Annotated in this window: 29 protein-coding genes, 1 riboswitch and 1 other annotated feature; of the genes, 10 read left to right on the top strand and 19 right to left on the bottom strand. The window is 39.9% G+C overall.

Going from position 1 to position 26,099, the window contains the following annotated elements:
* Nucleotides 1-54: 54 nt before the first annotated feature.
* Nucleotides 55-987, top strand: coding sequence for a cysteine synthase A (cysK, locus tag GJS40_RS06900; protein WP_270897150.1), 933 nt, complete (start codon nt 55-57; stop codon nt 985-987).
* 366 nt (nt 988-1,353) lie between these two features.
* Entirely contained in the window at nt 1,354-1,572 is a 219-nt protein-coding gene (locus GJS40_RS06895) for a DeoR family transcriptional regulator (protein ID WP_270897149.1), read from the top strand.
* 60 nt (nt 1,573-1,632) lie between these two features.
* Here the strand turns inward: GJS40_RS06895 and GJS40_RS06890 are convergent, their stop codons facing one another.
* The 4 genes from GJS40_RS06890 to leuS form a co-directional block, all read right to left on the bottom strand.
* Complete coding sequence (locus GJS40_RS06890; protein WP_270897148.1) at nt 1,633-2,355, bottom strand: pseudouridine synthase; 723 nt, start codon at nt 2,353-2,355, stop codon at nt 1,633-1,635.
* The gene (locus tag GJS40_RS06885) at nt 2,345-3,028 is read right to left on the bottom strand and encodes a hypothetical protein (RefSeq protein ID WP_270897147.1); all 684 of its coding nucleotides are present in this window, start codon (nt 3,026-3,028) and stop codon (nt 2,345-2,347) included. Before GJS40_RS06885 ends, GJS40_RS06890 begins: the two co-directional genes overlap by 11 nt.
* 19 nt (nt 3,029-3,047) lie before the next feature.
* Nucleotides 3,048-4,664 carry a putative polysaccharide biosynthesis protein gene (locus GJS40_RS06880; protein ID WP_270897146.1) on the bottom strand — a complete coding sequence of 539 codons (1,617 nt, stop codon included), beginning with the start codon at nt 4,662-4,664 and terminating at the stop codon, nt 3,048-3,050.
* Nucleotides 4,665-5,001: 337 nt separating this feature from the next.
* On the bottom strand, nt 5,002-7,422 hold the full coding sequence (gene leuS / locus GJS40_RS06875; RefSeq protein ID WP_270897145.1) for a leucine--tRNA ligase: 2,421 nt from the start codon (nt 7,420-7,422) through the stop codon (nt 5,002-5,004).
* A 70-nt stretch (nt 7,423-7,492) separates the two neighbouring features.
* Nucleotides 7,493-7,725: a binding site (T-box leader), on the bottom strand.
* 198 nt (nt 7,726-7,923) lie between these two features.
* Here leuS and GJS40_RS06870 point away from each other — a divergent pair.
* The gene (locus GJS40_RS06870; protein WP_270897144.1) at nt 7,924-8,490 is read left to right on the top strand and encodes a beta-class carbonic anhydrase; all 567 of its coding nucleotides are present in this window, start codon (nt 7,924-7,926) and stop codon (nt 8,488-8,490) included.
* A gap of 234 nt (nt 8,491-8,724) precedes the next feature.
* Nucleotides 8,725-8,937: a hypothetical protein gene (locus tag GJS40_RS06865; protein WP_270897143.1), complete on the top strand. Its 213-nt coding sequence runs from the start codon at nt 8,725-8,727 to the stop codon at nt 8,935-8,937.
* Nucleotides 8,938-8,986: 49 nt separating this feature from the next.
* On the opposite strand, the gene GJS40_RS06860 is transcribed toward GJS40_RS06865, so the two are convergent.
* A complete protein-coding gene (locus GJS40_RS06860; protein WP_270897142.1) occupies nt 8,987-9,763 on the bottom strand; it encodes an alpha/beta hydrolase in 777 nt (258 codons plus the stop codon).
* A 120-nt stretch (nt 9,764-9,883) separates the two neighbouring features.
* On the opposite strand from GJS40_RS06860, the gene GJS40_RS06855 reads away from it, so the two are divergent.
* Nucleotides 9,884-10,405, top strand: coding sequence for a gamma carbonic anhydrase (locus GJS40_RS06855; protein ID WP_270897141.1), 522 nt, complete (start codon nt 9,884-9,886; stop codon nt 10,403-10,405).
* Between the two features lie 52 nt (nt 10,406-10,457).
* Here GJS40_RS06855 and GJS40_RS06850 read toward each other — a convergent pair whose 3' ends face one another.
* The 8 genes from GJS40_RS06850 to GJS40_RS06815 form a co-directional block, all read right to left on the bottom strand.
* Nucleotides 10,458-11,321 carry an adenylyltransferase/cytidyltransferase family protein gene (locus GJS40_RS06850; protein ID WP_270897140.1) on the bottom strand — a complete coding sequence of 288 codons (864 nt, stop codon included), beginning with the start codon at nt 11,319-11,321 and terminating at the stop codon, nt 10,458-10,460.
* A gap of 27 nt (nt 11,322-11,348) precedes the next feature.
* A complete protein-coding gene (locus tag GJS40_RS06845) occupies nt 11,349-11,822 on the bottom strand; it encodes a flavin reductase family protein (protein ID WP_270897139.1) in 474 nt (157 codons plus the stop codon).
* 65 nt (nt 11,823-11,887) lie between these two features.
* On the bottom strand, nt 11,888-12,241 hold the full coding sequence (locus tag GJS40_RS06840; protein ID WP_270897138.1) for a cupin domain-containing protein: 354 nt from the start codon (nt 12,239-12,241) through the stop codon (nt 11,888-11,890).
* Entirely contained in the window at nt 12,234-12,923 is a 690-nt protein-coding gene (locus GJS40_RS06835; RefSeq protein ID WP_270897137.1) for a DUF2848 family protein, read from the bottom strand. Before GJS40_RS06835 ends, GJS40_RS06840 begins: the two co-directional genes overlap by 8 nt.
* A 7-nt stretch (nt 12,924-12,930) precedes the next feature.
* A complete protein-coding gene (locus tag GJS40_RS06830; protein WP_270897136.1) occupies nt 12,931-13,251 on the bottom strand; it encodes a nitrilase-related carbon-nitrogen hydrolase in 321 nt (106 codons plus the stop codon).
* Between the two features lie 473 nt (nt 13,252-13,724).
* A complete protein-coding gene (locus GJS40_RS06825; protein ID WP_270897135.1) occupies nt 13,725-14,414 on the bottom strand; it encodes a GntR family transcriptional regulator in 690 nt (229 codons plus the stop codon).
* A gap of 218 nt (nt 14,415-14,632) precedes the next feature.
* Nucleotides 14,633-14,767, bottom strand: a complete 135-nt coding sequence (locus tag GJS40_RS06820) for a hypothetical protein (protein WP_270897134.1) — start codon at nt 14,765-14,767, stop codon at nt 14,633-14,635.
* A 202-nt stretch (nt 14,768-14,969) separates the two neighbouring features.
* The gene (locus GJS40_RS06815; protein ID WP_270897133.1) at nt 14,970-15,101 is read right to left on the bottom strand and encodes a hypothetical protein; all 132 of its coding nucleotides are present in this window, start codon (nt 15,099-15,101) and stop codon (nt 14,970-14,972) included.
* Between the two features lie 174 nt (nt 15,102-15,275).
* Here GJS40_RS06815 and GJS40_RS06810 point away from each other — a divergent pair, with 174 nt between their 5' ends.
* The gene (locus GJS40_RS06810; RefSeq protein ID WP_270897132.1) at nt 15,276-16,175 is read left to right on the top strand and encodes a helix-turn-helix domain-containing protein; all 900 of its coding nucleotides are present in this window, start codon (nt 15,276-15,278) and stop codon (nt 16,173-16,175) included.
* A 40-nt stretch (nt 16,176-16,215) separates the two neighbouring features.
* Here GJS40_RS06810 and metK read toward each other — a convergent pair whose 3' ends face one another.
* Nucleotides 16,216-17,424 carry a methionine adenosyltransferase gene (gene metK, locus GJS40_RS06805; protein ID WP_270897131.1) on the bottom strand — a complete coding sequence of 403 codons (1,209 nt, stop codon included), beginning with the start codon at nt 17,422-17,424 and terminating at the stop codon, nt 16,216-16,218.
* A gap of 286 nt (nt 17,425-17,710) precedes the next feature.
* Nucleotides 17,711-17,823, bottom strand: a riboswitch (SAM riboswitch).
* Nucleotides 17,824-18,092: 269 nt separating this feature from the next.
* Nucleotides 18,093-18,476, bottom strand: coding sequence for a thiol-disulfide oxidoreductase DCC family protein (locus GJS40_RS06800; RefSeq protein ID WP_270897130.1), 384 nt, complete (start codon nt 18,474-18,476; stop codon nt 18,093-18,095).
* A 661-nt stretch (nt 18,477-19,137) separates the two neighbouring features.
* Here GJS40_RS06800 and pckA point away from each other — a divergent pair.
* From pckA to GJS40_RS06780, 4 genes are all read left to right on the top strand, one after another.
* The gene (gene pckA / locus GJS40_RS06795; RefSeq protein WP_270897129.1) at nt 19,138-20,742 is read left to right on the top strand and encodes a phosphoenolpyruvate carboxykinase (ATP); all 1,605 of its coding nucleotides are present in this window, start codon (nt 19,138-19,140) and stop codon (nt 20,740-20,742) included.
* Nucleotides 20,743-20,886: 144 nt separating this feature from the next.
* On the top strand, nt 20,887-21,858 hold the full coding sequence (locus tag GJS40_RS06790; protein WP_270897259.1) for an ABC transporter substrate-binding protein: 972 nt from the start codon (nt 20,887-20,889) through the stop codon (nt 21,856-21,858).
* Between the two features lie 14 nt (nt 21,859-21,872).
* Nucleotides 21,873-22,652 (top strand): ABC transporter ATP-binding protein, encoded by a 780-nt coding sequence (locus tag GJS40_RS06785; protein ID WP_270897128.1) that lies wholly within the window; start codon nt 21,873-21,875, stop codon nt 22,650-22,652.
* On the top strand, nt 22,621-23,424 hold the full coding sequence (locus tag GJS40_RS06780; protein ID WP_270897127.1) for an ABC transporter permease: 804 nt from the start codon (nt 22,621-22,623) through the stop codon (nt 23,422-23,424). Before GJS40_RS06785 ends, GJS40_RS06780 begins: the two co-directional genes overlap by 32 nt.
* A 2-nt stretch (nt 23,425-23,426) precedes the next feature.
* Here GJS40_RS06780 and ytkD read toward each other — a convergent pair whose 3' ends face one another.
* From ytkD to GJS40_RS06760, 4 genes are all read right to left on the bottom strand, one after another.
* A complete protein-coding gene (gene ytkD, locus GJS40_RS06775; RefSeq protein WP_270897258.1) occupies nt 23,427-23,903 on the bottom strand; it encodes an RNA deprotection pyrophosphohydrolase in 477 nt (158 codons plus the stop codon).
* A gap of 52 nt (nt 23,904-23,955) precedes the next feature.
* Nucleotides 23,956-24,438, bottom strand: a complete 483-nt coding sequence (locus GJS40_RS06770) for a YwpF family protein (RefSeq protein WP_270897126.1) — start codon at nt 24,436-24,438, stop codon at nt 23,956-23,958.
* Between the two features lie 77 nt (nt 24,439-24,515).
* Entirely contained in the window at nt 24,516-24,665 is a 150-nt protein-coding gene (locus GJS40_RS06765; RefSeq protein WP_270897125.1) for a hypothetical protein, read from the bottom strand.
* 89 nt (nt 24,666-24,754) lie between these two features.
* Nucleotides 24,755-25,924, bottom strand: a complete 1,170-nt coding sequence (locus GJS40_RS06760; RefSeq protein ID WP_270897124.1) for a MalY/PatB family protein — start codon at nt 25,922-25,924, stop codon at nt 24,755-24,757.
* Nucleotides 25,925-26,099: the final 175 nt, after the last annotated feature.

Genomic DNA, 26,099 nt, shown 5'->3' with positions numbered 1-26,099 from the left:
ATAGACACAACTCAAACTGAAGCAAATGACAACTTGAAAAGGATGTGTGCTGTCGTGCGTGTAGTAAACAATATGTCTGATCTTGTTGGAGAGACTCCTCTCGTCAAATTAAACCGTCTGCCCGATCCTAACGGAGCAGATGTTTATTTAAAATTAGAATTTCAAAACCCAAGTGGCAGTGTAAAAGACCGGGCTGCGAAAAATATGATTTTAGAAGCAGAGAAAAAAGGTTTGCTGAAAGAAGGTTCCGTCATTATTGAACCAACTTCCGGAAATACAGGTATCGGGCTTGCAATGAATGCTTCTGCCCGTGGTTATCGTTCTATTCTCGTAATGCCGGATACGATGTCACAGGAACGCATTAATTTATTAAAAGCATACGGTGCCGAAGTAGAATTGACGCCTGGAGATAAAAAGATGCCTGGTGCAATTGAACGCTCGAAAGAATTGTTAAAAGAAATCCCAAATAGTTTTATGCCGATGCAATTTGAAAACGAAGCAAATCCGGATGCTCATCGAGACTCAACTGCAGTGGAAATTAAAGAAGCTGTTGAAGAAATTGGAAAACCATTAGGTGCATTTGTCGCTGCTTCCGGAACCGGCGGAACGGTGACTGGAACAGGTGAGGAGTTAAAAAAATTTTATCCGAACCTTTCGATCTATGTTGTGGAACCGTACGGATCGCCCGTTCTTTCCGGTGGTAAACCCGGTCCTCATAAGCTCGTTGGAACGAGTCCCGGCTTTATCCCACCGGTATTAAACGAAGACATTTATGATGACATCTATAAAGTAACTGACGAAGATGCGTACGAAGTAACACGAAATCTCGCTCGGAAAGAGGGAATCCTCGTCGGCCCATCCTCTGGCGCCGCATGTTATGCTGCCTTGGAAACAGCAAAAAAATTATCTTCTGATGAAATTGTCATCGCCATTACTTGCGATACCGGTGAACGCTATCTATCCACCGACTTATTCGATTTTTCATAAAGTGGGAGAGTTTGTACAGCGGATGAGAGCGAAACTTTCTCGGCAAGATTCCGCTGTCTTTCATTTATCATTTTCGACAAAAAACCGAGTTGCCGTAGAGGGCGAAGGTGATCGTTTCACGATAGGATATAATTATATGCATGTTCATAACGAAAAGTTGCATGATTGTCAACATTGATGTACAATTTAATTGTAACGACTTTTTGTCATTGATAGGATAATACATGTGACTTTTACGTTCTTGTTTAACTACTAATAAACGTAGCAACCATTCCTACTTCCGTTAAGAAACAAATACTGAATCGTCCACCCCTGTCAATGAAAAAAAGGCTTTTCATTGGCCTATTTCAGTTAAGGAGTGGTTTTTTGAGACCTTCAACCGATCGTATGCTCACTCGCATTAAATCCATTTACCTCTATATTAAAGAGAAAGGTACGGTGACAACGAGAGAATTGGTTGACGAATTCGGAATCACCCAGCGCACGATTCAGCGGGATTTAAACGTTCTGGAGTATAATGATTTAATACGAAGTCCCGTTCGAGGGAAGTGGACAACAACAGACAAGAAGGTAAAAGCGTCTTAAGTAAAGATAACAAATGAAACCAATTTGAACATAAAAGACTAAACCGAACATATTGTTGGTTTAGTCTTTTTTCTGTTTATGTCGGAAAAACAAAGCGATCTCTTCCTTCCTAAGCTTTCGATACCCTCCTTTTGGGAGCGCTGGATCTAATTCCAATGGACCTATATGCGTTCGTTTTAAAGCGACTACTTTTTTCCCTCGTGCTCTAAACATTCGCTTCACTTGATGATACTTTCCTTCCGTGATAGTTACAGAGACTATTTTGTTGTTGCTATCCAGCGGATGTAGAGAAGCCGTTTTTGTTTGATAGCCATCATCCAGAACGACTCCTTTTTCAAAAGCGAGAATATCTTCTTCTGATATAGGAAGATTTAAACGAGCTTCATACACTTTTGGTACTTCTTTTTTCGGAGATGTTATTCGATGGGCAAATGTACCATCATTCGTTAACAGAAGTAACCCTTCTGTATTTTTATCGAGTCGTCCAACAGGAAAAGGAGAACGACTTCTATCTCGCATGGATAGTAAATCAATTACCGTTTTTTGAAAATTATCTTTCGTGGCCGAGAGGATTCCTTTCGGCTTATTCATCATAAAATAAACATATTCTTCATAAATGAGCGCTTCTCCTAACACGATGATTTCTTGATGCTTCGGATCCGCATGAATCGATGCATGTTTTGCCGTTTTTCCATCGATGGTGACCGCTCCTTTTTTTACAAGTTGCTTTACTTCTTTCCGACTACCATATCCCATATTCGCTAACAGTTTATCAAGTCTCATCACACTTCTCCTTTTGCCACTGTTCGAGTATTTTCTTTGCAAAAGCTCCGTGCTCACCAGCTAAATGGGCATGAACAACTCCTGCTGGAATATGGGAAAGCGCCGCTTCTTGAATGGATTTGGGAATCTTTCGTTCGTCTAACCGCTCCGTTACTTGAGCGACCAACTTCATCGTCTCTTCTACCGCTACCTGATTTGCCACCAACACTTCTTCTTCTGTGCCAGTTACAACAGAAAAAGCGGAACCGAGCCAATGTTCGATGATCTGTCGCTCTTTTTCATAGCCAGGTGGAATGACAAATGTATTTCCATTGTTTTCTCGCATCGCTTGAAGCGCGTGTCCTGCATATTTTAACGGTATCACCCGATGACCGGGAAGATACGTTTCCACTTCTTCTTTCGTCAAACCTGTTGCCGTATGAAAAAACAAGCTGTTTTCTTGAAAAAAAGCACCATATTGTTGAAAAAAAGTGATCAATCCATCTGGAGGAAGGGCTAAAAATATATGTTGAAATGAAGAAAACTGATCTGGCGTGACGATGTGAATGTTTCTGTTCTTCTTTTTCGCTTCAACAACCTTTTCTTTCGTGCGGTTATATACATAAAATGTTTCTACGTCTTTATTCACACTCGTTACCATTCTCGCAAGTTTGCCAAAACCGACGATAAGCATTCGACTCCTCCTTCAATAGTTACTTTTTCAAAATTGAAAAACGATCTCCAAAAATAAGAGCAGCAAGGCCACTTTTTACACTTAAAATAAAGTACAGTCCTGCACCGGTAATTACGCTAAATACCTCAATATACAAAGCATTTCTCCAAGAATGTAGCGGGAATATCACTTCCGCGCCGTTTTTTACGATCATCACAGCTACTATCATGAGGGCTGTAAACAATACAATTAATAATGTTCTTTTGAATAACTTTTTATATTTGTATCCGACATATCTCCCAATAGCCCACATATTGACTAGAATACCAACCGCAAAACCGGTCAACGTACTGAAACTTCCTCCAATAGGTCCAAACCATTTTAAATAAAGAGCTGCAGTTAGTGCTTTCACAATTAACGCTATCATTAACGACAAAACAGCCATCCTTTGACGATTGATTCCTTGTAAAATCGCAGCTGTGACCGAAAAAAGAGAAAAGAAAACCGCTGCCGGAGCGTAATAACGAAGAATGTGACCGCCTATGTCGAAATCTTCCAACCCAAATAACACGGCAAAAGTCGGATAAGAAAGAACAGATAAACCAGCAGCTGCTGGAATGGAGAGAAATAAGATGACTTGATACGTCTGGGTCACTTGTCTTTGCAGTAAAGAATGATTTTTGTTGGTAAAAGAATCAGTAATCGTCGGAATCAACGTAACGGACATTGCTGTTGCTACTGCGACCGGAATTAAAATTAATTTATGGGAAGAAGCAGCAAATGCCCCGTATGCTGTTTCCGCTTCTTGTTGCGTATATCCAATGGACATGAGCACATTATTAAAAGTAAAAAGATCGATCATTTGAAATAACGGAATGGCAAGCCCAACAAAAGAGAGAGGCAATGCATACCGTATTAATTCTTTATACATATCCTGCCACGATAACTGATGATGCGCAGTACTATTTTTTATTTGTTTCATCATGAGGGGTTTTCGTTTTTTCCAATAATATATCAACACAGAAAGCGCGCCAATCCCTCCGACAAACGCACCAAACGTGGCGAATCCAATCGCTAAGCCTAACTCCCCATTGAATATATGTAAAATAAAAAAAGCCACCGTTAAAATAAAGACAATGCGAACAATTTGTTCAATGACTTGGGAAACAGCAGTCGGTCCCATCGATTGAAATCCCTGAAAATAACCACGAAATACAGACATAGCAGGAATTAAGAGAAGCGCAACACTGACCATTCGAATCGTAAACGTCACATCAGAGAGTTCGTTCCCATTTAATTGATCGGGATTTGAAATTATCCAAGTAGCAATGGTTGGTGCCATTAAAAATAAGAGAAGAAATGCGACCAAACCCGTAAGCGTCATCATCAAGAGACTTGATCGAAACAAACGGTACCCTGTGCGATAATCTCCAAGCGCATTATATTTTGATACAAACTTAGACACAGCCATCGGAACACCCAATGTGGCTAAACTAAGGAGAATTGTATACGGTTGATACCCGTATTGATACAACGCCAATCCTTGTTGCCCTACCATTGCCGCAAATGGAAATATATAAATCATCCCAAGGAACTTAGACAAAAAAGTAGCGAGGGTTAAAATCATTGTTCCTCGTAAAAATTTCGAACTTGACATGCCTTCATCTCCAGTGAATATTACTCTGTTCTAGAAAAATTTTACCATAAACAATGAAACGATGCTTCTCGACATTGTCAATATATTATTCACAGGCTGTGGGTAAATAATTGATGTTTGTGAGTTAAAAAACATTGGTTTTTCAAAGGTAAAAGCAACTGTGGATATTTTCATCAGTAATCCACAGTGTTATTCACAATTAACCAATTTATCCACATACTTATGCACAAACACACACGTTCCTCTTTCTTCTGAGTCTATAAATGACAAAATAGCTATTCGAAGGCGAGCAGAGCTTTTCGCCTGACGAATAGCTATTTTTTCCATGAACATGATGTTAGTTTGCCACAATGTTAACGAGTTTCCCCGGCACAACAATAATTTTCCGAATCGTTTTTCCATCAATGGACTGTTGTATTTTTTCATTTTCTTTCGCAATGGTTTCCAGTGTTTCTTTCTCAGCATCTTTCGATACAACCGCTTTGGCCCGTACTTTCCCATTTACTTGCAGAACGATTTCCACTTCTTCTTCTACCAATTTTTCTTCGTCATATTCCGGCCACGGTTCATAAGTAATCGTATCTTCATAGCCAAGAATAGACCATAATTCTTCCCCTATATGTGGAGTAATTGGATATAACAGTTTTACAAACCCTTCCATACATGTTCTCGGTAATTCTTTTTGTTTATATGCTTCATTAATAAAGACCATGAGTTGACTAATGGCTGTATTAAAATGAAGTTCGGTAAAATCTTCGGTTACTTTTTTCACCGTTTGATGATATACCCGTACGAAAGCCGGGTCTCCTTCCACGTCTTTGATGGCTTCGTTTAAAGTACCGTCTTCTGCCACGTACAATCGCCATACTCTGTCAAGAAAACGACGCGCGCCATCTAAGCCTGTTTCAGACCAGGCAATAGAAGCATCTAAAGGCCCCATAAACATCTCATACAAACGAAGTGTATCGGCACCATGGGAACGGATGATATCATCGGGATTCACGACATTTCCTTTGGATTTACTCATTTTTTCGTTATTTTCACCAAGAATCATTCCTTGGTTAAAGAGACGCTGAAACGGTTCTTTCGTCGGAACGATTCCTAAATCGTACAACACTTTATGCCAAAAACGAGCATATAACAGATGTAATACAGCATGCTCTGCCCCACCAATATAAATATCTACTGGTAGCCAGCGTTTAAGTTTTTCTTCATCTGCAAGTTTCTCTTTATTGTGGGGATCGATAAAACGAAGGTAATACCAACAGCTACCTGCCCACTGAGGCATTGTATTCGTCTCTCTTCTTCCTTTCATTCCCGTTTTCGGATCAACCACTTCGAGCCATTCTTTCGCATTGGCAAGGGGTGACTCTCCCGTTCCCGACGGTTTAATTTCATCCAAATCCGGAAGCTCCAATGGGAGTTCTTCTTCAGGAACGGTACTCATCGTGCCGTCTTCCCAATGAATAATTGGGATTGGTTCGCCCCAATATCGTTGTCTACTAAAGAGCCAATCTCGCAAACGATATGTTACTTGTTTTTTTCCTTTGTTATTTTCTTCTAACCACTCAATCATGCGAGAGATCGCTTCTTCTGTATGAAGTCCGTTTAAAAAGTCAGAGTTGATGTGCGGACCATCCCCAACATAAGCTTCTTTACTAATATCGCCACCTTCAACGACTTCTACAATCGGTAAGTCAAAGGTTTTTGCGAACTCGTAGTCCCGTTCATCGTGCGCTGGAACAGCCATGATTGCACCGCTTCCGTAGCTTGCAAGAACGTAGTCAGCAATCCAAATTGGCACTCTTTTACCATTTACCGGGTTAATGGCATAGGCTCCTGTGAATACCCCTGTTTTCTCTTTTTGCAACTCCGTTCGTTCTAAATCGCTTTTCTTTGCTACTTCTTTTTGATACGCTTCTACTGCTTCTTTTTGCTCTTCTGTCACAATTTGATCAACGAGCTTATGTTCTGGCGCGAAGACACAATAGGTGGCACCAAACAACGTATCTGGACGAGTCGTGAAAACGGTAAATGTCTCGTCCGTACCTTCGATTTCAAAGTACACATCTGCCCCTTCTGAACGGCCAATCCAATTTCTCTGCATCTCTTTAATGCTTTCTGGCCAATCTAATTCCTCTAAGTCTTCCAGTAGCCGATCCGCATATTCGGTAATCTTTAACATCCATTGCTTCATCGGACGGCGCTCCACCGGGTGTCCCCCTCGTTCACTGACACCGTCAATCACTTCTTCATTGGCGAGCACTGTACCAAGGGCAGGACACCAGTTCACGGCTACTTCGTCCATGTAAGCGAGTCCTTTTTTATACAGCTGGATAAAAATCCATTGTGTCCATTTATAGTATTCAGGATCTGTCGTATCTATTTCCCGGTCCCAATCATAAGAAAAACCGAGAGACTTAATTTGTTTTCGAAACGTGTCAATATTTTTTTGGGTAAATTCCCTCGGATGCTTACCTGTATCCAAAGCATATTGCTCTGCCGGTAAACCGAAGGCATCCCATCCCATCGGGTGAAGGACGTTATACCCTTGCATTCGCCTCATCCGAGATAAAATATCCGTCGCTGTGTAACCTTCCGGGTGGCCAACATGAAGACCTGCCCCTGATGGATACGGAAACATGTCTAATGCGTAGAAATCCGGTTTGTCGTTTTTTTCATCCGACGTTTTAAACGTTTTGTTCTTTTCCCAATAATCTTGCCATTTTTTCTCTATTTCTTGATGAGGATATGCCATTTGTGAAAACGCCTCCCTAATGATTTATGTACATCTATAAAGAAAAATCCCCTCGCCCCTATAAACATTCATAAGGGACGAGAGGCTGACGTTTGTCCAATCCCGCGGTACCACCCTAATTGACGATTAACAGTATCAATAATCGTCCACTCAAATTCCTTAACGCGGAAAAACGGCAAAGGTTACTACAATTTCACCTTTGCAACTAAAAGGGGAGTTCGCGGAACTTTCGTCTGACTCGCACCTACCGTCAGCTCTCTGAACCCCAGTCGACCCGCTACTATTCCTTCTCATCGTTTGTCACTATATGCCGTTTCATACGTTCATCTTTTCTTCATCAATACTCCATATTTTATGAATTTTAGCGGAACATGTCAAGTGACGCTACGATAGATATGCGAGGGTTCATTCATACGATAAAAATGTATTTTTCTTATTTCAAAAACGTGGTAAAATCATTTCATATATATATATATATGGGTCGCAAAAGGAGTGGAATAGATGTCTTCCATCGATCAAATTATGGAATTCAACCAACAATTCGTTAAAAGTAAACAATACGAAAAATATCGAACGACGCGATACCCAAATAAAAAGCTTGTGATTTTAACTTGCATGGATACCCGTTTAACCGAAATGCTTCCTCGCGCACTCAACTTATCCAATGGGGACGCGAAAATCATCAAAAATGCAGGAGCCGTCATCTCACACCCCTTTGGGAGTATTATGAGAAGTATTATCGTCTCTTTGTATCAGCTTCAAGCAGAAGAAGTCGCTGTCATTGGGCATTATGACTGTGGAATGACAGGATTAAGAGCAAACATGATCATGGATAAAGCAAAAGAAAATGGTCTTGATTTATCTCAAATTGAAGCGGCGGCCTACGCAGGAATTGATATTGATAAATGGTTAGAAGGTTTTGATGACGTCGAAGATAACGTACGTCACAGCGTCGAAATTATTAAACGCCATCCCCTTCTGCCTAAAAACACCCTTGTCCACGGACTGGTCATCTCTCCAGAAACAGGAGAACTAACTATGATTGAAAAAGATGAGCCATATCAATGATTGTAAATCGGAGCTGTCTAAAAAGTCATGATTGGTGACTTTTTGGACATTTTTTTGTTATCGCTTCATCAAAAATTACTTCTGGAAACGCCTCTTGGCCGAATAGGCATGTTTCCAACACCAAATTGTTGATGGAAGTAATTCATGGATAGTCATGCTATCGTTTGATCAAAGTATTGCTTGTGAAAGCAACCCATGGATGGGTCATGCTATCGTTTTATATAAAAATAGCTAATGGAAGTAGGCCATGAATGGATCATAACACTGTTTCATTCAAAAACAGCTAATGGAAGCGAGCCATGGATCACTCATGCCACCGTTTCATTCAAAAATAGTTTGTGGAAACAAGCGATGAATGGATCATGGCACCGTTTCGATCCAAACACCATTGTTGAAAGCAATCCATGCACGATGTATGGCACCGTTTCAGCGCTAAATGATTGTTGAAAGGAACGCTCGATTTATTTTTCAGGACTTATTAGACAGCCTCAGTTTGCTATAAACGTTGGTGAATAAAATTCATCATAAAGCGGAAAACTTCTTCTCTTTCAGGTTCACTAAGCAGTTCGTGGTATAGTCCTTTCCATTCTTTTAACGAACGATCATGAATCATCAATCGATTAAACCATCGATGTGTCGCTTCTTTATCGACAATATAATCTTCGCCCGCTTGCATTAATAAAAGTGGTACATCTGGAAACCGTTCTGTTTCTAGCATCACTTTTTTCATCGCTTTTAATAACTCTTGATACCATCTTGCTGTCACCTGATGAACGATGAGTTCGTCTTGTTCATATAAGCGGCGAATTTCTTTATTTCTTGTTATCTTTTCGGCTGTGATGCCGGTATCCACGCTCCAACTCGGAAGTAAACGATGCGTTGCCCGAGAAAGAACATCAAGTACTTTGTTCGGATATTCGTATAATCCAAGACATGGAGAAGACAACACGACTCCATTCATCGGTAAATACTTTTCCATCAGCGCTCGAATGCTTATTAAACCGCCCATACTATGTCCAAATAAAAAAACGGGCAGTTGATAAGAAACTGCTTCTTTATACCATTCATACACCGTTTCTATGTAATCATCAAAATGATCAATATGTCCTCGTCTTTCTCTCGTCCGTCCATGACCCGGTAAATCTCCGCTGACGACGTGCAAGTTTTGACTGTTCAAATATTGAATAAGCCATTGATAACGTCCGTGATGTTCCCCTGCCCCATGGACGATGATCACGGTTCCCCGCGCTCGATTACTTAACCATTTCTTCATCATTTCACATCCCTACCTTTTCCAATCACCAACACAACTAGTTCCCTCTATTCATTTTACTACTTTTTTTGCTACACTTACATAAGAAAACATACTTATGAATAAGAGAGGGAGTTTGACATGATTTATCCGTATCAAGGAGTTGTTCCCACCATTCACCATAGCGCCTACATTGCTGATTATGTCACCATTACAGGAGATGTAAAAATCGGTGAAAAATCGAGTGTCTGGTTTAATACGTCCATTCGTGGAGATGTGGCACCGACCATTATTGGAGATCGAGTCAGTATTCAAGATAATTCCGTTTTACATCAAAGCCCGAATAATCCACTGATTATAGAAGATGACGTCACGGTTGGTCATATGGTTCTTCTTCATAGTGCCATTATTCGCAAAGGGGCGCTCATCGGGATGGGGTCGCACGTGTTAGATAAGGCAGAAATTGGCGAAGAAGCATTTATCGGGGCTGGAAGTCTTGTTCCTCCTGGTAAAGTCATACCACCCCGGACACTTGCATTCGGTCGCCCTGCAAAAGTGATTAGAGAGTTAACAGAAGACGATTTTGTGGAAATGCAAAGAATCCGCGAAACATACGTACAAAGAGGACAAATTTACAAAAACAGTTCTCCGCTTCCAAAATAAGATAAAAAATGGAGCTGTCTCATCTATCCAATTGAGACGGCTCCATTTCTTTTTAGATGAGATGACTCACTGCTTCCACTCTGTCTATCCAGGATACGTGGATAACTTCCCCAAATAATATCTCTCGAGCTAACGAGGTCTCTAGAAAGATTTGTAAATTCCCTTCAAGAGATTCAGTCGTTACTTCACACATACCGTGATACGTCTCTTGACCAATATTCACTTCCACATGATACGTGCCGTGAATCGGTATGACATAATCTTTTTCTGCTTGCATATTGATTCGATCGGTATATCCATCATGGGAGGAGGGGGAAATTGTCTTTACTTTGCCACTAATCGCATAATAGTCCCCTAAGTAATTCGGTATTTCTGCTACACGCCCCGCACGCAATAACTGTCGAATGAGAGTAGAGCTGATTTTTTGCTCATTTTTTTCAATTTTCGAAATCGTGGTTACCTCGAAACGGTTGGCACTGTCGATTTTCAGTTGTTCCATCGTTCCTTGTCCTTTGAAACCGTATCTGAAATCAAAGCCTGCAACAACGTGTTTTGCATTAGCTCCAACGATATACTGGTCAACAAAGTCTTGAGGAGACAAGCGCGAAAAAGAAGAATTGAAATCTACCACGTACATCGTTTCCACACCAAGCGAAGACATCATTTTTTCTTTTATATAAAGGGGGGAAAGATATTTTGTTATTTTATTTTTGGCGGGAATCATTTGACTTGGATGTGGATAAAATGTCATCACTGCAAATTCCAATCGTTTCTTTTTCGCAATTTGTTTCGCTTCTTGTAATAATTTTTGATGGCCGAGATGCAATCCATCAAAAAATCCAAGGGCTAATACCGAAGGGGACGTTTTTATTTGGGAAATTGGCTTTTTTTCATGATGAATATCATACACTTTCACGACACGTACCTCCAAGACTGTGTAAAATTATGAAGAAGTAACCGCTTTAAAATCACCATATTGACCACTATATAAAGTAAGAGGGTCTTTATCATTAATTTTGATATCGGTAACCGCACCGACATATAACGTGTGATCTCCTTCTACGTGTGCGTTGTGGACATCACAAGTAATATTTACAACAGCATCCGGAATGACTGGATAGCCATTAAATTCTTCAAATTCGATATCTCGTTCTTCTTTTAACTGTCCGGCAAAATACATAGACATCTCTTGTTGATCATCTGCTAGTATGCTCACGGCAAATTTTTGAGATTGTTCGATTCGCTTGTTCATCCGAGCGTTTTCATGAACGGAAATAAGCACCAGTTTCGGATCCAATGATACAGACATAAATGCGTTCGCTGTCATCCCATGAACCCCGTCCTGATCCTTCGTCGTAATCACTGTTACACCGGTTGTGAATTTTGACATCGCTTTTTTAAATAATTGATCATCCATTGATGAACACCTCTCTTTTCCTTCGTTTGGAAGGAAAGGGAGTATGCCCTCCCTTTCCACTCGGTTTACTCTTGACCTTTGGCGTAATAACGAACTTCAAATATTTTGCATCCATTCGGAGACTTCCAAGGACCGTGTTTCATTCCCGGTGGACGAACCGCTACCATACCGCTTGTGAACTCTTCATTTAACTCCAAGTCAATAATTGATCCTTCAATAATATAAAGCTCTTCCCAAAAATCATGGACTTGAATACCGTTTGGACTTGTATCCGTTCCAGGCTCGAACTGTAAAATTCTCGTTGCTACATCCGTTCCTGGAATTTGAGCGATAATACGTTGTGACAACCCTTCTACTGGCGGAATTGGTGTTGCTTCAAAGTTTTTGTAATCTTGAAATTCTAATTCTGGTTTACCCATGTTGATATTCCTCCTCGGCATCTTTTAATAGTTGAACAGTGTAATTTAAATGAATCGCACGGTCACGAATCGGATCATACAGTTGTGCGTGAAATTGTTCGCCATACAAAAATGCATCCGTTAACAGTGGTAGCGTACCACAGAAAATGACCGCACGGGGAGAATAATAATCGCGCTCTTTAATAATGTTTACTAATTCATTTGGTTCCATAAATTCATTCAGTTTCCCTGACTGATAAAGCACTTTTTCATTGTCATGTGTAACCCAGCTTTTTAATTCAATCTCATCCCAATGATTCTCTATCTCGGATAATGGCCACAGTTCTTGTGAAATCGGTTTTAAACATACTTGCTTCGACTTTTGCACCGATACAGACTCTAATTTACGGTCGGTGTGATCACTTCCTAATCCGACATACCATTCACCATTGATATCGGCAATCAGCACTTCTGCTTCGCCACTCGTATCATTTTTTACAACCGTAATTTCTGACTTTGTTGTCAACAATTCCGGAGACAAGTCATAGATCATCGGGATGGTTGGCGGTGGTTCAACTCCTAATTCTACTTGCAATTCTTCAATGTGTTTTTTAAGTTGTTCTTGATCTTTAGACGTATATCCTGCAATCAATAGTCGTTCAGGTTCAAAAGATATATTTTGTTTTCCGACGGTAAAATTCATTGAATGACTACACCCCCATCACCCGATGTTTCAATTGGGGGAAGTCTTCCCTTACTCGTTCAATTTGTGAGAGATCAATTTCAGCTGTAAGAATAGATTCTGATGCATCGAGAGTTGCTTGTACCCTTCCCCATGGATCGACGATTTGGCTGTGTCCACCTAAAATTTCTCCTTGTGTTTCTCCTACGCAGTTACAAGAGATAAGGAAGCATTGATTTTCCAGTGCTCTAGCAGCATTAAACGTATTCCAATGTTTGACCCGAGCAAGTGGCCACGCAGCGGTAACAAGAAATTCATGACAGTCTGCAATTATTCCGCCGCTACTCATGACAAGGCGTAAACCTTTCGAGGTATTATTGTAAAAGCGCTTCCGGGTGTAATATACTGCTTCCAGACCCGGATATCAATTTCTAGTTTGTCATTCTTTTTTCCAATGAATATACGATAGGTTCTGACAAGCTGGAACTTTTTATTGATCCGTAACGAGAATAAATGCATCATTATACTTTTACTGTTCACTCCGAAATACATCGAGTGCGTGACCACAACTCTACTTCTTAAAAATTTATACGTATGAATACGCTTTCATTCGATAATAAGAGGGGCATCATATAAATCCGCCCCATGGATATGAATATAGATCGTCCTATTCTTTTTCCTGTACTTGTCATCGCTGGATTAGTATACTATATAATAAACTCTTAATTATGTATACACAATATTCTCAAAAAAATATTTATATTGATTCGAGCCAGAAAACAAGTGATGACCCCGTGCAATCGCACAAGGTCATTCAGCAAGCTAGTCGTTTGAAGATTCCTTTTCCTTTCTCTGAATCTCTTCCAATGTTTCGTTCGTGTTCTCTAAGTGAATTTTCATTGCGTCTGCTGCCAGCTCACCATCTCGTTTTTCGATGGCACGAATGATCACCTCGTGCTCTTCCAATACCTCGTCCATTCTTCCGTACTTCCCCAAAGCTTGCAAACCAACTAAACGAGTTAATTCATTTAAATTAAGTATAATTTCTTCTGCCAATGTATAATTTAACACTTTGAGAGGAAATGCATGGAATTGTTGGTCAAGTTCAATAAATGTTAAATGATCATTTTTCTCTTTTGCCCGCATTTGCTTTTGATAAAGCTTTTTTAAACTATCTAATTGTTCACCAGTTATTTTATTTGTCATTTTGCGAATAATATTGGTTTCAATCGCCGTTCGGAGTAAGGAAATTTGTTCTTGTTCAATGGAAGTGATCTTTTTCACTTGTAAACCTTTTCTCGGGATAGATACAATTAACCCTTCTTTTAATAAGTCTTGGACGGTTTCACGAACTGGAGTTCTTGATGTATTTAGTTGCTCTGCTAGCTGAACTTCTGTAAAAATGACATCAGGTGAAATATTTCCATTTAATATCGCTTCTTTCACTTGCCTATACACTCTTTCTTTTGTTGTTTCTTCTTTTACAATTGGATTCAATTTTAATTCAGACATCTTTAACGCTCCCTTACCCAAAAGTTTATCGTAAATAATTTGTTTTCAGTCAAAAAACTCACCTCCATCTCCTTACTAACCAACGGATATAACCACGCTTGAATAATCGAATCGTTTCCTAAAGAATTATTCGAGTCGTGGTTACGTTATACAGTATATTGTTTATGTTAATCTTACTATATAGCGCAAAATTATCAAGAATTAGATAGTCTGAATATTTAAGAAGTGACTTGATCGACTGATACGGTCTCTTCTTTCTGGTGAGAAGATTTTCTTTTTAAAATTACTGCGACGATGACAAACGCAACAATGCCTACAAGATGCCGTATAAAACTCCCGCCGAACAGTCCCATGACTTTTACAACCCGGTCTTTCGAAAGATGTTTACGTTGTACTGAATATCCTCCGCCGATGATAATGACAAACGAAGCTTCAGACGAGAAAATGTGAAGTTTATTAGGCTTCCGACGAGTTACCGGCCAGAAACAATACCCCAATCATAGAAGAAAAAAATGGTTCCAAGCAAATTTTAGTGCTTGGAACCATTTTTTGCTTTTAATGTGTATGAGGCAAATCTAAAGTGCCTATTTCTTCACTATCATTAGATGATGTCATTGCTAGACTTGTCCCACCTACAGTCGAAAAAACAACCAGCGCTAACACGAAAGCAGTAAGAAACTTTTTCATGTCAGCCACCTCCCTCTTAGTTTTTTCATTGTAACTTTATTATAATGTAAAAATAGAAAGACAAGATTTTCGATTTGGAAGCAAAATTCAGGAATTTTCCTACATTTTCTTCTTTCTTCTTTCCTAATCTTCTATTAAGATAATTATAAGAATATTTTAAAGGAGCGTAGCACGATGGATTTTTCAAGAGTAGGCAAGAAAATTCAGGAGCTAAGAAAATATCATCGCATGACGCAAGCGGAACTGGCAGAAGGTATTTGTACACAGGCACAAGTGAGCAAAATAGAGAATGGCACAATCATTCCTTACTCGAATACGCTTTATCAAATATCGGAACGTTTAGGCGCAGATATTTATTACTTTTTCGATGAAGCCAAATCCTCGCGTCCAGATTACGTAGGAGAAGTATTCGAACAACTAAAAGAACTTCGCTTTCAACAAAACTACGTCGAGATTCGTGAAATTTTGGAACATGAAAAAGAAAATCCACTGTTTGAACCAAGTTACTACAAACAATACATGTTGTGGCATGAAAGCATTTGTAGCTATCATTTGGATCGTGACTTAAAAGAAGCGCTTCGTCTGTTGAACCTTGCCTTTGAAATTGATGATAACCCTACTTTTACCGAACGAAAAGGCGAAATGATGAATACACTAGCTATCTTTTACGATTTGGAAAAAAACTACGAAAAAGCCGCTTCTATCTGTGAAAAAGCATTAAATGAACTCCATAAATTAAAAAGAATCAAAGATGTTTCTGTCGAGTTGCGTTTAATTTATACGTTAACAAAGGCGTTGACAAACCAACAAAAATATGAAAGCTCCATTTTTTGGTGTGAAAAAGGGATCAAACGTTGTATCGATTCGAACAATATGTACGTTTTTGGAGAGTTGTTATATCAAAAAGGAAGAAATCTTATCTTTATGGATCGAATTGAAGAAGGAATTGAAAGTTGGAAAAAAGCGCATTCTGTCTTTGAATTAACCAATCAACACCGACTTGCAGAAATTGTGAAAAAAGAATGGACGGAAATCGAGGAAAAAGGTACTTTTGATGATCTTACGTATGAATAAAAAGAAGAGCCGCCCTCTCACAAGGAGCGACTCTTTCATTTTATTTCCACTGAACTGCCAACTCTTTTAATACATGACTTTTATCCGTTTTTTCCCATGGCAATTCAATATCCGTTCTTCCAAAATGTCCATAAGCTGCTGTTTGTCGATAAATTGGTCGCCGTAAGTCAAGCATCCGAATAATTCCAGCAGGACGTAAATCAAAATTCTCACGAACGAGCTGCGTAAGAATTTCTTCAGAAACGGCCCCCGTTCCAAAAGTATCAATAGAAATTGACACAGGTTGAGCGACCCCAATGGCATATGCTAACTGCACTTCACACTTATCGGCAAGTCCTGCGGCAACGATATTTTTTGCGACATAGCGAGCTGCGTAGGAGGCAGAACGATCCACTTTTGTCGGATCTTTGCCAGAAAAAGCACCACCGCCATGCCTTGCATAACCACCGTATGTATCTACAATGATTTTTCTTCCTGTTAAACCAGCATCGCCTTGCGGGCCACCAATAACGAATCTTCCAGTCGGATTAATGAAGTAATTTGTTTCTTCATCGAGAAAATGTTCTGGAACGATTGGTCGAATAACGTGTTCTTTCATGTCTTGGTGCAGTTGCTCTAATGAGACATCCGGATGGTGCTGGGCGGAAACAACGATTGTTTCCACTCTTTGCGGCGAGCCACCTTCATCATATTCTACGGTTACTTGCGTTTTTCCATCCGGGCGTAAATACGACAAAATCCCTTCTTTTCTTACTTCTGTTAAACGACGCGCTAATTTATGAGATAGGGATATCGGCAGAGGCATTAACTCTTCTGTTTCATTTGTAGCATATCCAAACATAAGGCCTTGGTCCCCTGCCCCAATGGCTTCAATTTCTTCTTCTGACATGCGACCTTCTCTTGCCTCTAGCGCTTTGTCTACCCCTTGCGCAATGTCTTGAGACTGTTCATCAATAGACGTCAGCACTGCACACGTCTCCGCATCAAACCCGTATTTTGCGCGGGTATATCCAATGGATTTTAACGTATCGCGAACAATTTGAGGAATATCGACGTATGTCGATGTCGTAATCTCTCCTGCAACGAGGACAAGACCTGTATTCACGACCGTTTCACAAGCAACCCGAGCATTTGGGTCATCTGTTAAAATTGCATCTAATATTGCATCAGAGATTTGATCACATACTTTATCCGGATGCCCTTCCGTTACTGACTCTGATGTAAATAACCGTCTTCCTGTATTTGACACACACATTGCCTCCTTAAACTTTCTTTTCCGACACTCAGACCCTTCATTATTTATATAAGACGAGAAGGAGAATAGTCATCTACTGTTAGAAAAACTGAGCTTATTGCCAATTCCTATCGCGAATGCTGCATGTTTTCCATATTAGTATAGCTCCAATAGAACAATCGTCTGCTAAGAATTTTGTATGTGCTGTGCAAGGGAATCTTTATATTTTCCTAACAGTGAAAAATAAAACCCCTTTTCCATGGCGAGGAAAAGGGGTTTTATCACGTTCACCTTTTTTCGCCTCTTATCTTCCAAGACGATATCCGTCTTTCCAGGTTAGCACCTTTGCCTCTCTATTAGAGGTTGGTTGCTGGGCTTCATTGGGCCTGTCCCTCCGCCAGCTCGGGATAAGAGTATCCGTTCGCAAGTTATCATATCGTAATTCACTACAGTCTGTCAAATGTCATGATTTCATTTTGGATTCGTTGTGATAAAAACTTTTCTGTAGGCTACGTTTCAAACTCCTTGACAGAAAACCACTACCTGCAAGATTGTTGATCATTTCTCTAGAAGGATTTCACACCCGACGCAACTTGTAGTCTTATGAACGGAAATCAAATGTATAAAATACGTCTTCATTCCTTCACTCTTCCCTATTTCTAAAGCACGCTCTCAAAACCAACTTATACTTTTTTTGTATGACAAGTTTCTGATGTACAGCCAAGATGATGGCGATTTTTCGCAATCCATTGATAAATGAAATGTCCGATCATATTTGCGCCTGGTAAAGATAATATTGGTGAAATGATGCGTCCTATCGGTATTTCATGTATGATTCTTTTTATTCCAGCAAATCCTGTATATAAGTACGTTTCACTTTCAAGCACATGAATCTGTTTTTTCATTTCTTTTTTCGGAAGATGGGGATACGCTTTTTCAACAGAAGCCTGTTGCAATGAATACCAGCGGAGTCGATGTTTGGAGTCAAATTGAGAAATATTTCGTTTTAAAGCAAGGCACAATTCGCATTCTTCGTCATAAAAAATCACAATTTCCTTGCTAGTCATATCATCATCTCCTTTTTCTTTCGTTGAATCGGATTTTGAAGGATGTTTACTTAATCTGCGGTTACTCCACGCAAAAAGAAACAATGATGTATTTCAGTATTTACGCAAGTCGGGGCAGATAAAGAAAGCAAAAAGCGCTTTCTTTCCTGCTTCTCCAGAATCTATCGCACCTGTGCAGTCGCTTCCGCTTTTCGATGTCTAGCTTCGAAAGCCAGCCGCTCGAGCGCTTCGGATCGCTGAAGAAGCCAAAAAACGGCTTCTTGTACCGCTCCTTCCATCACTTGTCGCGGCTAAACGGCTTTCTCAGCTTTTCTTGTCTAGCTCCAGCAACCAGGCGCTTGAGCGCTTCAGGCAGGGGCAAAAGTCAAAACCGGACTTTGCCCCCGTCCTTCCATCGCCTTCGCGCCTAAACGGTTGCTTCCGCTTTTCGATGTCTAGCTCCAGCAACCAGGCGCTTGGGCGCTTCAGGCCGGGGCAAAAGTCAAAACCGGACTTTTGCCCCCGTCCTTCCATCGCCTTCGCGCCTAAACGGTTGCTTCCGCTTTTCTTTCGACACAAAATGTTTAACAAATTAATAGAAATAGTATAGACTATATACACAAATGTGTTATACTATTTCATAAATCGACGATATTAATGAAAAAGAAAGGGTTTTGCCGCCATGACGACGATTAATTTTTCGAATGAACTTTCCGAGCTTCTTCGCGGAGGAAATGTTCAAATGGACTTGCCGGTATCTCGTTTAGTGGAAAAAGCACTGATGCGTAAAGAAGGCGTCCTTACTTCTAAAGGTGCATTAAGTGTGGAAACCGGCAAATATACAGGACGTTCTCCGAAAGATAAATTTATTGTAGATGAACCATCTGTTCATGACAACATTGATTGGGGTGCAGTCAATCAACCAATTGATAAGGAAGTATTCGCTTCTTTATATAAAAAAGTGATTGACTATTTAAAAACAAAAGATGAGTTGTTTGTGACAAACGCTTTTGCAGGCGCAGATCCTAATTACCGTCTTCCAATCCAAGTGGTAAATGAGTATGCTTGGCACAATTTGTTTGCACGTCAATTATTTATTCGTCCAACCGAAGAAGAATTGGAAACACACGAAGCGGAATTTACGGTCATCGCTGCTCCTAACTTTAAAGCCGATCCGAATGTAGACGGTACAAAGTCAGAAACGTTTATCATTATCTCATTTGAAGAAAAAGTCGTCTTAATTGGCGGAACAGAGTACGCTGGAGAAATGAAAAAATCTATTTTCTCCGTGATGAACTACTTATTACCTGAACAAGATGTTCTTTCCATGCATTGTTCAGCAAACGTCGGAGAAGAAGGAGATACGGCACTCTTTTTCGGCCTCTCTGGAACAGGTAAGACGACACTTTCCGCTGATCCAAATCGACGCTTAATCGGTGATGACGAACACGGTTGGTCTCATAACGGCGTATTTAATATCGAAGGTGGATGTTACGCCAAAACGGTCAATCTCTCTTATGAGAAAGAACCACAAATTTGGAATGCGATTCGTTTTGGCACCGTGCTTGAAAACGTGTATGTTGACGAAAAAAACGGTGAACCAGATTACGACAACACGGATTTAACTGAAAACACGAGAGCTGCTTACCCAATCGAGAACATTCCAAATGTGATCATGCCAAATATGGCCGGTCATCCGTCTACGATTATCTTTTTAACGGCAGATGCTTTTGGCGTATTGCCTCCGATTAGTAAGTTAACGAAAGAACAAGCAATGTACCACTTCCTCAGTGGTTATACAAGCAAACTAGCAGGAACGGAGCGTGGCGTAACCGAGCCGGAAGCTACCTTCTCCACTTGTTTTGGATCTCCATTCCTTCCACTCAAAGCAGCGCGATATGCTGAAATGCTTGGTGAAAAAATTATCGAGCACAATGTCAATGTGTTCCTTGTAAATACCGGTTGGTCAGGTGGTCCGTACGGCGTTGGTGAACGGATGAATCTCCCATATACGAGAGCCATGATTCAAGCTGCTCTCCTTGGAGAACTTGATGGGGTAGAAACAGTGACGGATCCGATTTTCGGACTGCACATCCCGCTTCAATGCCCAGGTGTTCCTGATGAAGTGTTACAACCAAAACAAACGTGGGATGACCCAGAAGCTTATGATAAGAAAGCGAAAGAACTTGCTCGTAAGTTCCAAGAAAACTTTAAAAAATTCTCTCACGTCTCTAAAGAGATTAAAGCAGCGGGACCAGTAGATTTCACCTTGAATGCTTCTGAATAATTTAATTTTACAAACCTTCTTATGCTTTTGCATAGGAAGGTTTTTTATGTTAGGAACATGACACCTGCCTTTCTCATACGATGTAAAAACCAACTTTCGTCTAGAGAAAGGAGTTTTAATGTGAAAGCAAAATTGATTGGTGTGATGTTTCTTTTCCTTGCGATCGTTTTAGTAACGACTGCTTGTCAGTCTAACAATGAAAAGAACGATACTGTTCGTCTAGCTGAAGTAACCCGCTCCATTTTTTATGCACCAATGTATGTCGCAATGGAAGAAGGATTTTTTGAAGAAGAAGGAATCGACATTGATTTGATAACTACGTGGGGCGGCGACAAAACAATGACTACGCTTCTTTCGGATGGTAGTGATATTGCTTTAGTAGGAGCAGAAACTTCCATCTACGTCAATGCCCAACAACCAAATGATTCCATCATTAACTTTGCTATGCTTACCCAAACAGACGGAACCTTTCTCATGGCTAGAAACGAAGCGTCCTTTGATTGGGATGATTTAAGAGGAAGTACATTCCTTGGACAACGAAAAGGCGGCATGCCCCAAATGGTTGGAGAATATGTGCTCAAGCAACATGACATCGACCCGCATATTGACCTGGATTTGATTCAAAATATCGACTTTGCCAACATCGCAAACGCATATGCTTCTGGTACGGGAGAATATGTACAACTATTTGAACCACAAGCTACGATGTTTGAAGAAGAAGGACTTGGGCATATCGTTGCTTCTTTTGGAGAAGAATCCGGAACGATTCCTTATACAGTGTTTATGGCAAAAGAAAGTTATTTAGAAAAACATAACGATCTCATCGAACGCTTTACTCGCGCTATTTATAAATCCCAACAATGGATTTACGAAGAGGACCCTAACACCATCGCAAAATCTCTTTCTCCATTTTTCGAGGATACCTCTACGGACATTATTGCCAGTGCGGCGGAACGTTATCGGAATCAACAATCTTATGCCACAGATCCACTTTTTACAAAAGAAGCTTGGGATAATTTACAAGATATTATGGAAGAAGCAGGTGAACTACCAAAAAGACTCGATTACGATCGTTACGTTGATAATACGTGGGCAAACCAGGTCGTAAACGAATAAAGGAGGCTTTTTCATTGTTAACACTTACGGATATTGAAAAAGTCTATTTTACCGAAAAAGAAGCGGTGCATGCCGTATCAAACATTAATTTACACGTTGAAGAAGGTGAATTTCTTTCTTTTATCGGCCCGAGTGGGTGTGGAAAAACAACCGTCTTATCGATAATTGCCGGATTGTTACCTCCCACCTCGGGGGAAATTCGTCTCAACGGAACCCTAATCAAAGGACCGACGGAAGAAACCGGCTACATGCTACAAGAAGATTATTTATTTCCATGGCTTACTATCCAAAAAAATATTGAACTTGGATTAACGATTACGAATAAATTGAATGATAAAAACACGAAAGATGCGCTACATTTACTCATCCAACTAGGTCTTGGGGACAAAAAAGACGCTTTCCCCAACGAATTGTCAGGAGGTATGCGACAGCGAGCAGCGCTAGTTAGAATGCTTGCCCCAAAACCATCTTTACTTCTTTTCGATGAACCGTTTTCCGCCCTCGACTATCAAACAAAATTACAGTTAGAAGATCTAGTCTTTTCCACGTTAAAACAACAAGAAAAAACCGCCATCCTCGTTACCCATGACATTAGTGAAGCAATTGCGATGTCCGATCGGATTTGTCTTTTTGATATGAACCCAGGAACAATTAAAAAAATATTTAACGTACCGGAACATTTAAGAAACAAATTGCCATTTCAGGCACGCCATGATCCCGATTTTCATCCTTTCTTCCAAAAGGTATGGAAGGAGTTGAAAGATGTTGAACAAAAAGATAGAGGCGCTTCATAAAGAATTCCTTCAACGACGACAGAAAGAAAAACGATACGTTTATAGTTATCAATTACTTCTTCTCATTTTCTTCTTTGCTGGTTGGGAAGTTGCTGCGCGTAACCAATGGATTGATCCACTTATTTTTAGTATGCCTTCCAATGTCTTTCAATTATTGATTGATAGAATCAGTGACCAAACACTGCTCATCCATATAGGGATTACGTTAGGTGAAACCATCATCGGTTTTTTGATTGGAACGATTGGAGGAACATTGATTGCTCTCCTTCTTTGGTGGTCTCCACGTCTGTCACAAGTGTCTGATCCTTATCTCGTTGTATTAAATTCCATGCCAAAAGTAGCGCTTGGACCAATTATTATTGTTTTATTCGGACCAAATATGATAGCTATTATTGCCATGGGAGCGCTTCTTTCCATCATTATTACAACGATTGTAGTATATAATGCCTTCCATCAAGTGGACGAAAATTATAAGAAAGTATTGCAAACATTCGGAGCCACGAAAACACAAATATTTCGTTTTGCAGTGCTCCCCGCCTCCTATCCAACCATCATTTCAACACTTAAAGTGAATGTGGGACTGTCTTGGGTCGGTGTCATCGTCGGGGAGTTCCTTGTCGCAAAGCAAGGACTTGGTTATTTAATTATATACGGCTTTCAAGTATTTCAGTTTCAACAAGTGATGCTGAGCCTGTTAATCATTGCTTTCTTAGCAACCATCATGTATCAAGGGGTTGAAACGATGGAAAAAATATTGCTAAAAAACAGGTAAAACTATACAATGATTTGCTGTTCTTGAAGATAGCGGATTGTATGAGTAAGCACTTCATCTTTCATAATGAAGCTAAATTCAGGAACAGCTTCGATCTTCCGTGGCAGTTCATCATACAAAATCGGACCGTTTGTTTCCATGTAGTTGTCTTTTTCTACTAACTTTTCGACATTGGCGTAATAAATATTTTTAATGACGACTTCCGTTTTTCCCTCTACTTTATATTGTCCGACAAATTGTATCTTCTCCACGATGCCACCGGTTTCTTCCCATACTTCTCGAACTGCTGCATCCACAGGGGATTCACCTACTTCTATTTTCCCGCCAGGAAATTCATGTCCTCGTCGTGCGTGATCTGTTAGTAACCATTGACTTCGATAGCGACAAACAACCCAAACATGACCTGGTTGCTTTGAAAAGAACGTCTCATCAAACACTAAGTGAACATTGTTGTGATAAACATCTTTAAATGAAAAAATATGCATTTTTATCTTCCTTCATCAGTTGTGCATTCTCTATCAAACCCATTCCCTACCCGTCTATTTTTAATCCATTCTCCCGGTATATCTTTTCTGCAATTTTTACGGACCATTCAATCTGGTCTTCCTTGCGATGTGTAAATTCTTTCACTAACTCATCTCCAGTAAACCCATCTTCTATCAATTCTTCCAAAATCAGACTTGACACTTCTTCTTTCCCAACCATCATGCTTGCATCAAATAATACACTAATGTGTTCGCTTAATTCTGTAATGGTACGCACTTTTGCACTCATAATCGCCGGGTCATTATTTTTATCGGTAATGACTACTTTTAACACGCAAAGCTCATCGTTTTCTAACATCTTTTGAAAAAATGCTTGTTTATTGGCGGAAACTACCGCTTCCACTAACCATGAGCCATTCCCTTCTTCGCGATTAATGATCAGTCCATCGTTTAGCAATACCGATGACTTTACTACTCGTCCATTTTCTAACAACAATAAATGTAAAGATACTAGCCGAAAAGTTTTCATAACACTCCCCTTATCATCCTTTTTTTGAAAAAATTACAAGAAAAAGACTGTCAAAAAGACAGTCTTCGATCGTATCGTTAGTTTTTTGGTTCTACAAATGAAAAGCCATGCTCTTTTTCTTGTTGTTCTATCATCCATTGAACAAACAACTTTTCTTCCGAATTTAACGGACGTTGCAGCTTTCTTTCGAATTCGTTTTGTAATTCCTGTTCTCGAATGATATGCATGTTACACAAGCTCCTTTTCTTTCACGGCATATCCACTGTCAAACATCTCTCTTTTATTTTATTCAATGAAAAGAAAAAAATTCCTGTATTTACTTTCTTTTTATATAAGCTGCATATAAACGGCTTAAACCTTCCTCCACATTTCGTCTTGGGCAGGCTAGATTTATTCTTGCAAACCCTTCCCCTTCTGTACCAAAAATATGCCCGTCATTCAGCGCTAATTTTGCTTCTTTTCGAAGCCATGTTTCTAACTCTTTCGCATCCATTCCTAATGCGCGCATATCTAACCATACCAAATATGTACCTTCTGGTTCAATAACACGTATTTTTGGTATATGCTCCTTCATCCATTCTTTCAGATATTGGATATTGTCTCGGACATAATTGAGCAATTGTTCTAGCCATTCTTCTCCATATCGATAAGCAGCTTCTGCAGCAGCGGTCGCAAAAGGATTATCGACACCTACGAATTGTTTTGTTAAACGAGTTTCATACTCTTTTTGCAAACGTTTATTTTGAAAAACGGCATAAGACAATTGTAAAGCTGCTAAGTTAAATGTCTTACTTGGCGCCATACATGTAATGATTTCTACTCCTTTTGAAGAAGCAACTGTCGCAAAGGGGATGTGCTTTCCTGTAAGAATTAAATCGGAATGAATTTCATCCGATACGACGAGTACTTGATACTTTGCTGCAAGCTCTGCGACTTTTTCTAATTCCTCTTTCCTCCACACGCGACCAATTGGATTGTGAGGACTACAAAATAGAAGCATTTTCGCCCCTTTTTTCATTTGATTTTCCAGATCTTCAAAATCGATCGTAAAATGCCCTTCTTCCACTTCAATTAAAGGATTGCGTAGTAACGTTCTTTCGTTAAATTCAATGAGAGAATAGAACGGGTAATAAACAGGTGTTTGAATAATAATTCCATCACCTTTTTTGGTAAATGTCGCAATCATATGATGAATTGCCGGCACTACTCCCGGGGTAAAGACAATGTTCTCTTCGCGGACGTGCCAATTTAAACGCCTCTTTAACCAAGACGTGGTTGCTTCCCGTAAAGAATTCGGTATTGTATGATAACCAAAAATCCCATGCTCCACAAGTTGTTCCATCGCTTGAAGAACTGGTTTTGGAGCTTGAAAATCCATATCTGCTACCCACATCGGCCACAGCCCTTCTTCACCGTACCGAGTAGAAACAGCATCCCATTTCATGGAATTCGTTTGATGACGCTCGATCACGCGATCAAAATCCATATCACCATCTCCTATCCTATATTCCCTATAAGTTAACATTGTTTTTGCCAAATTTTCAAGCGACCCAATTATTCTTTTAATTATACTAATTATTTTATATTGATTTGCAATTAACTTTTCTATATAATTAATGATCGGGATGAATCTTATTTGATAATGATTATTTGTATAAAGG

Origin of the sequence: Aliibacillus thermotolerans (assembly GCF_027853235.1) — a bacterium.
Lineage (GTDB): Bacteria > Bacillota > Bacilli > Bacillales > Marinococcaceae > Aliibacillus > Aliibacillus thermotolerans.
This window is presented reverse-complemented; position numbering and strand designations above follow the sequence as displayed.

Bases quoted from the DNA above. Each gene is read 5' to 3' on its own strand.
- GJS40_RS06890 (WP_270897148.1), bottom strand. From the start codon at position 2,355: ATGAGACTTGATAAACTGTTAGCGAATATGGGATATGGTAGTCGGAAA.
- GJS40_RS06885 (WP_270897147.1), bottom strand. From the start codon at position 3,028: ATGCTTATCGTCGGTTTTGGCAAACTTGCGAGAATGGTAACGAGTGTG.
- GJS40_RS06880 (WP_270897146.1), bottom strand. From the start codon at position 4,664: ATGTCAAGTTCGAAATTTTTACGAGGAACAATGATTTTAACCCTCGCT.
- leuS (WP_270897145.1), bottom strand. From the start codon at position 7,422: ATGGCATATCCTCATCAAGAAATAGAGAAAAAATGGCAAGATTATTGG.
- GJS40_RS06870 (WP_270897144.1), top strand. From the start codon at position 7,924: ATGTCTTCCATCGATCAAATTATGGAATTCAACCAACAATTCGTTAAA.
- GJS40_RS06865 (WP_270897143.1), top strand. From the start codon at position 8,725: ATGGAAGTAGGCCATGAATGGATCATAACACTGTTTCATTCAAAAACA.
- GJS40_RS06860 (WP_270897142.1), bottom strand. From the start codon at position 9,763: ATGAAGAAATGGTTAAGTAATCGAGCGCGGGGAACCGTGATCATCGTC.
- GJS40_RS06855 (WP_270897141.1), top strand. From the start codon at position 9,884: ATGATTTATCCGTATCAAGGAGTTGTTCCCACCATTCACCATAGCGCC.
- GJS40_RS06845 (WP_270897139.1), bottom strand. From the start codon at position 11,822: ATGGATGATCAATTATTTAAAAAAGCGATGTCAAAATTCACAACCGGT.
- GJS40_RS06840 (WP_270897138.1), bottom strand. From the start codon at position 12,241: ATGGGTAAACCAGAATTAGAATTTCAAGATTACAAAAACTTTGAAGCA.
- GJS40_RS06835 (WP_270897137.1), bottom strand. From the start codon at position 12,923: ATGAATTTTACCGTCGGAAAACAAAATATATCTTTTGAACCTGAACGA.
- GJS40_RS06830 (WP_270897136.1), bottom strand. From the start codon at position 13,251: ATGAGTAGCGGCGGAATAATTGCAGACTGTCATGAATTTCTTGTTACC.
- GJS40_RS06825 (WP_270897135.1), bottom strand. From the start codon at position 14,414: ATGTCTGAATTAAAATTGAATCCAATTGTAAAAGAAGAAACAACAAAA.
- GJS40_RS06820 (WP_270897134.1), bottom strand. From the start codon at position 14,767: ATGGGACTGTTCGGCGGGAGTTTTATACGGCATCTTGTAGGCATTGTT.
- GJS40_RS06815 (WP_270897133.1), bottom strand. From the start codon at position 15,101: ATGAAAAAGTTTCTTACTGCTTTCGTGTTAGCGCTGGTTGTTTTTTCG.
- GJS40_RS06810 (WP_270897132.1), top strand. From the start codon at position 15,276: ATGGATTTTTCAAGAGTAGGCAAGAAAATTCAGGAGCTAAGAAAATAT.
- GJS40_RS06800 (WP_270897130.1), bottom strand. From the start codon at position 18,476: ATGACTAGCAAGGAAATTGTGATTTTTTATGACGAAGAATGCGAATTG.
- pckA (WP_270897129.1), top strand. From the start codon at position 19,138: ATGACGACGATTAATTTTTCGAATGAACTTTCCGAGCTTCTTCGCGGA.
- GJS40_RS06790 (WP_270897259.1), top strand. From the start codon at position 20,887: ATGTTTCTTTTCCTTGCGATCGTTTTAGTAACGACTGCTTGTCAGTCT.
- GJS40_RS06780 (WP_270897127.1), top strand. From the start codon at position 22,621: ATGTTGAACAAAAAGATAGAGGCGCTTCATAAAGAATTCCTTCAACGA.
- GJS40_RS06770 (WP_270897126.1), bottom strand. From the start codon at position 24,438: ATGAAAACTTTTCGGCTAGTATCTTTACATTTATTGTTGTTAGAAAAT.
- GJS40_RS06765 (WP_270897125.1), bottom strand. From the start codon at position 24,665: ATGCATATCATTCGAGAACAGGAATTACAAAACGAATTCGAAAGAAAG.
- GJS40_RS06760 (WP_270897124.1), bottom strand. From the start codon at position 25,924: ATGGATTTTGATCGCGTGATCGAGCGTCATCAAACGAATTCCATGAAA.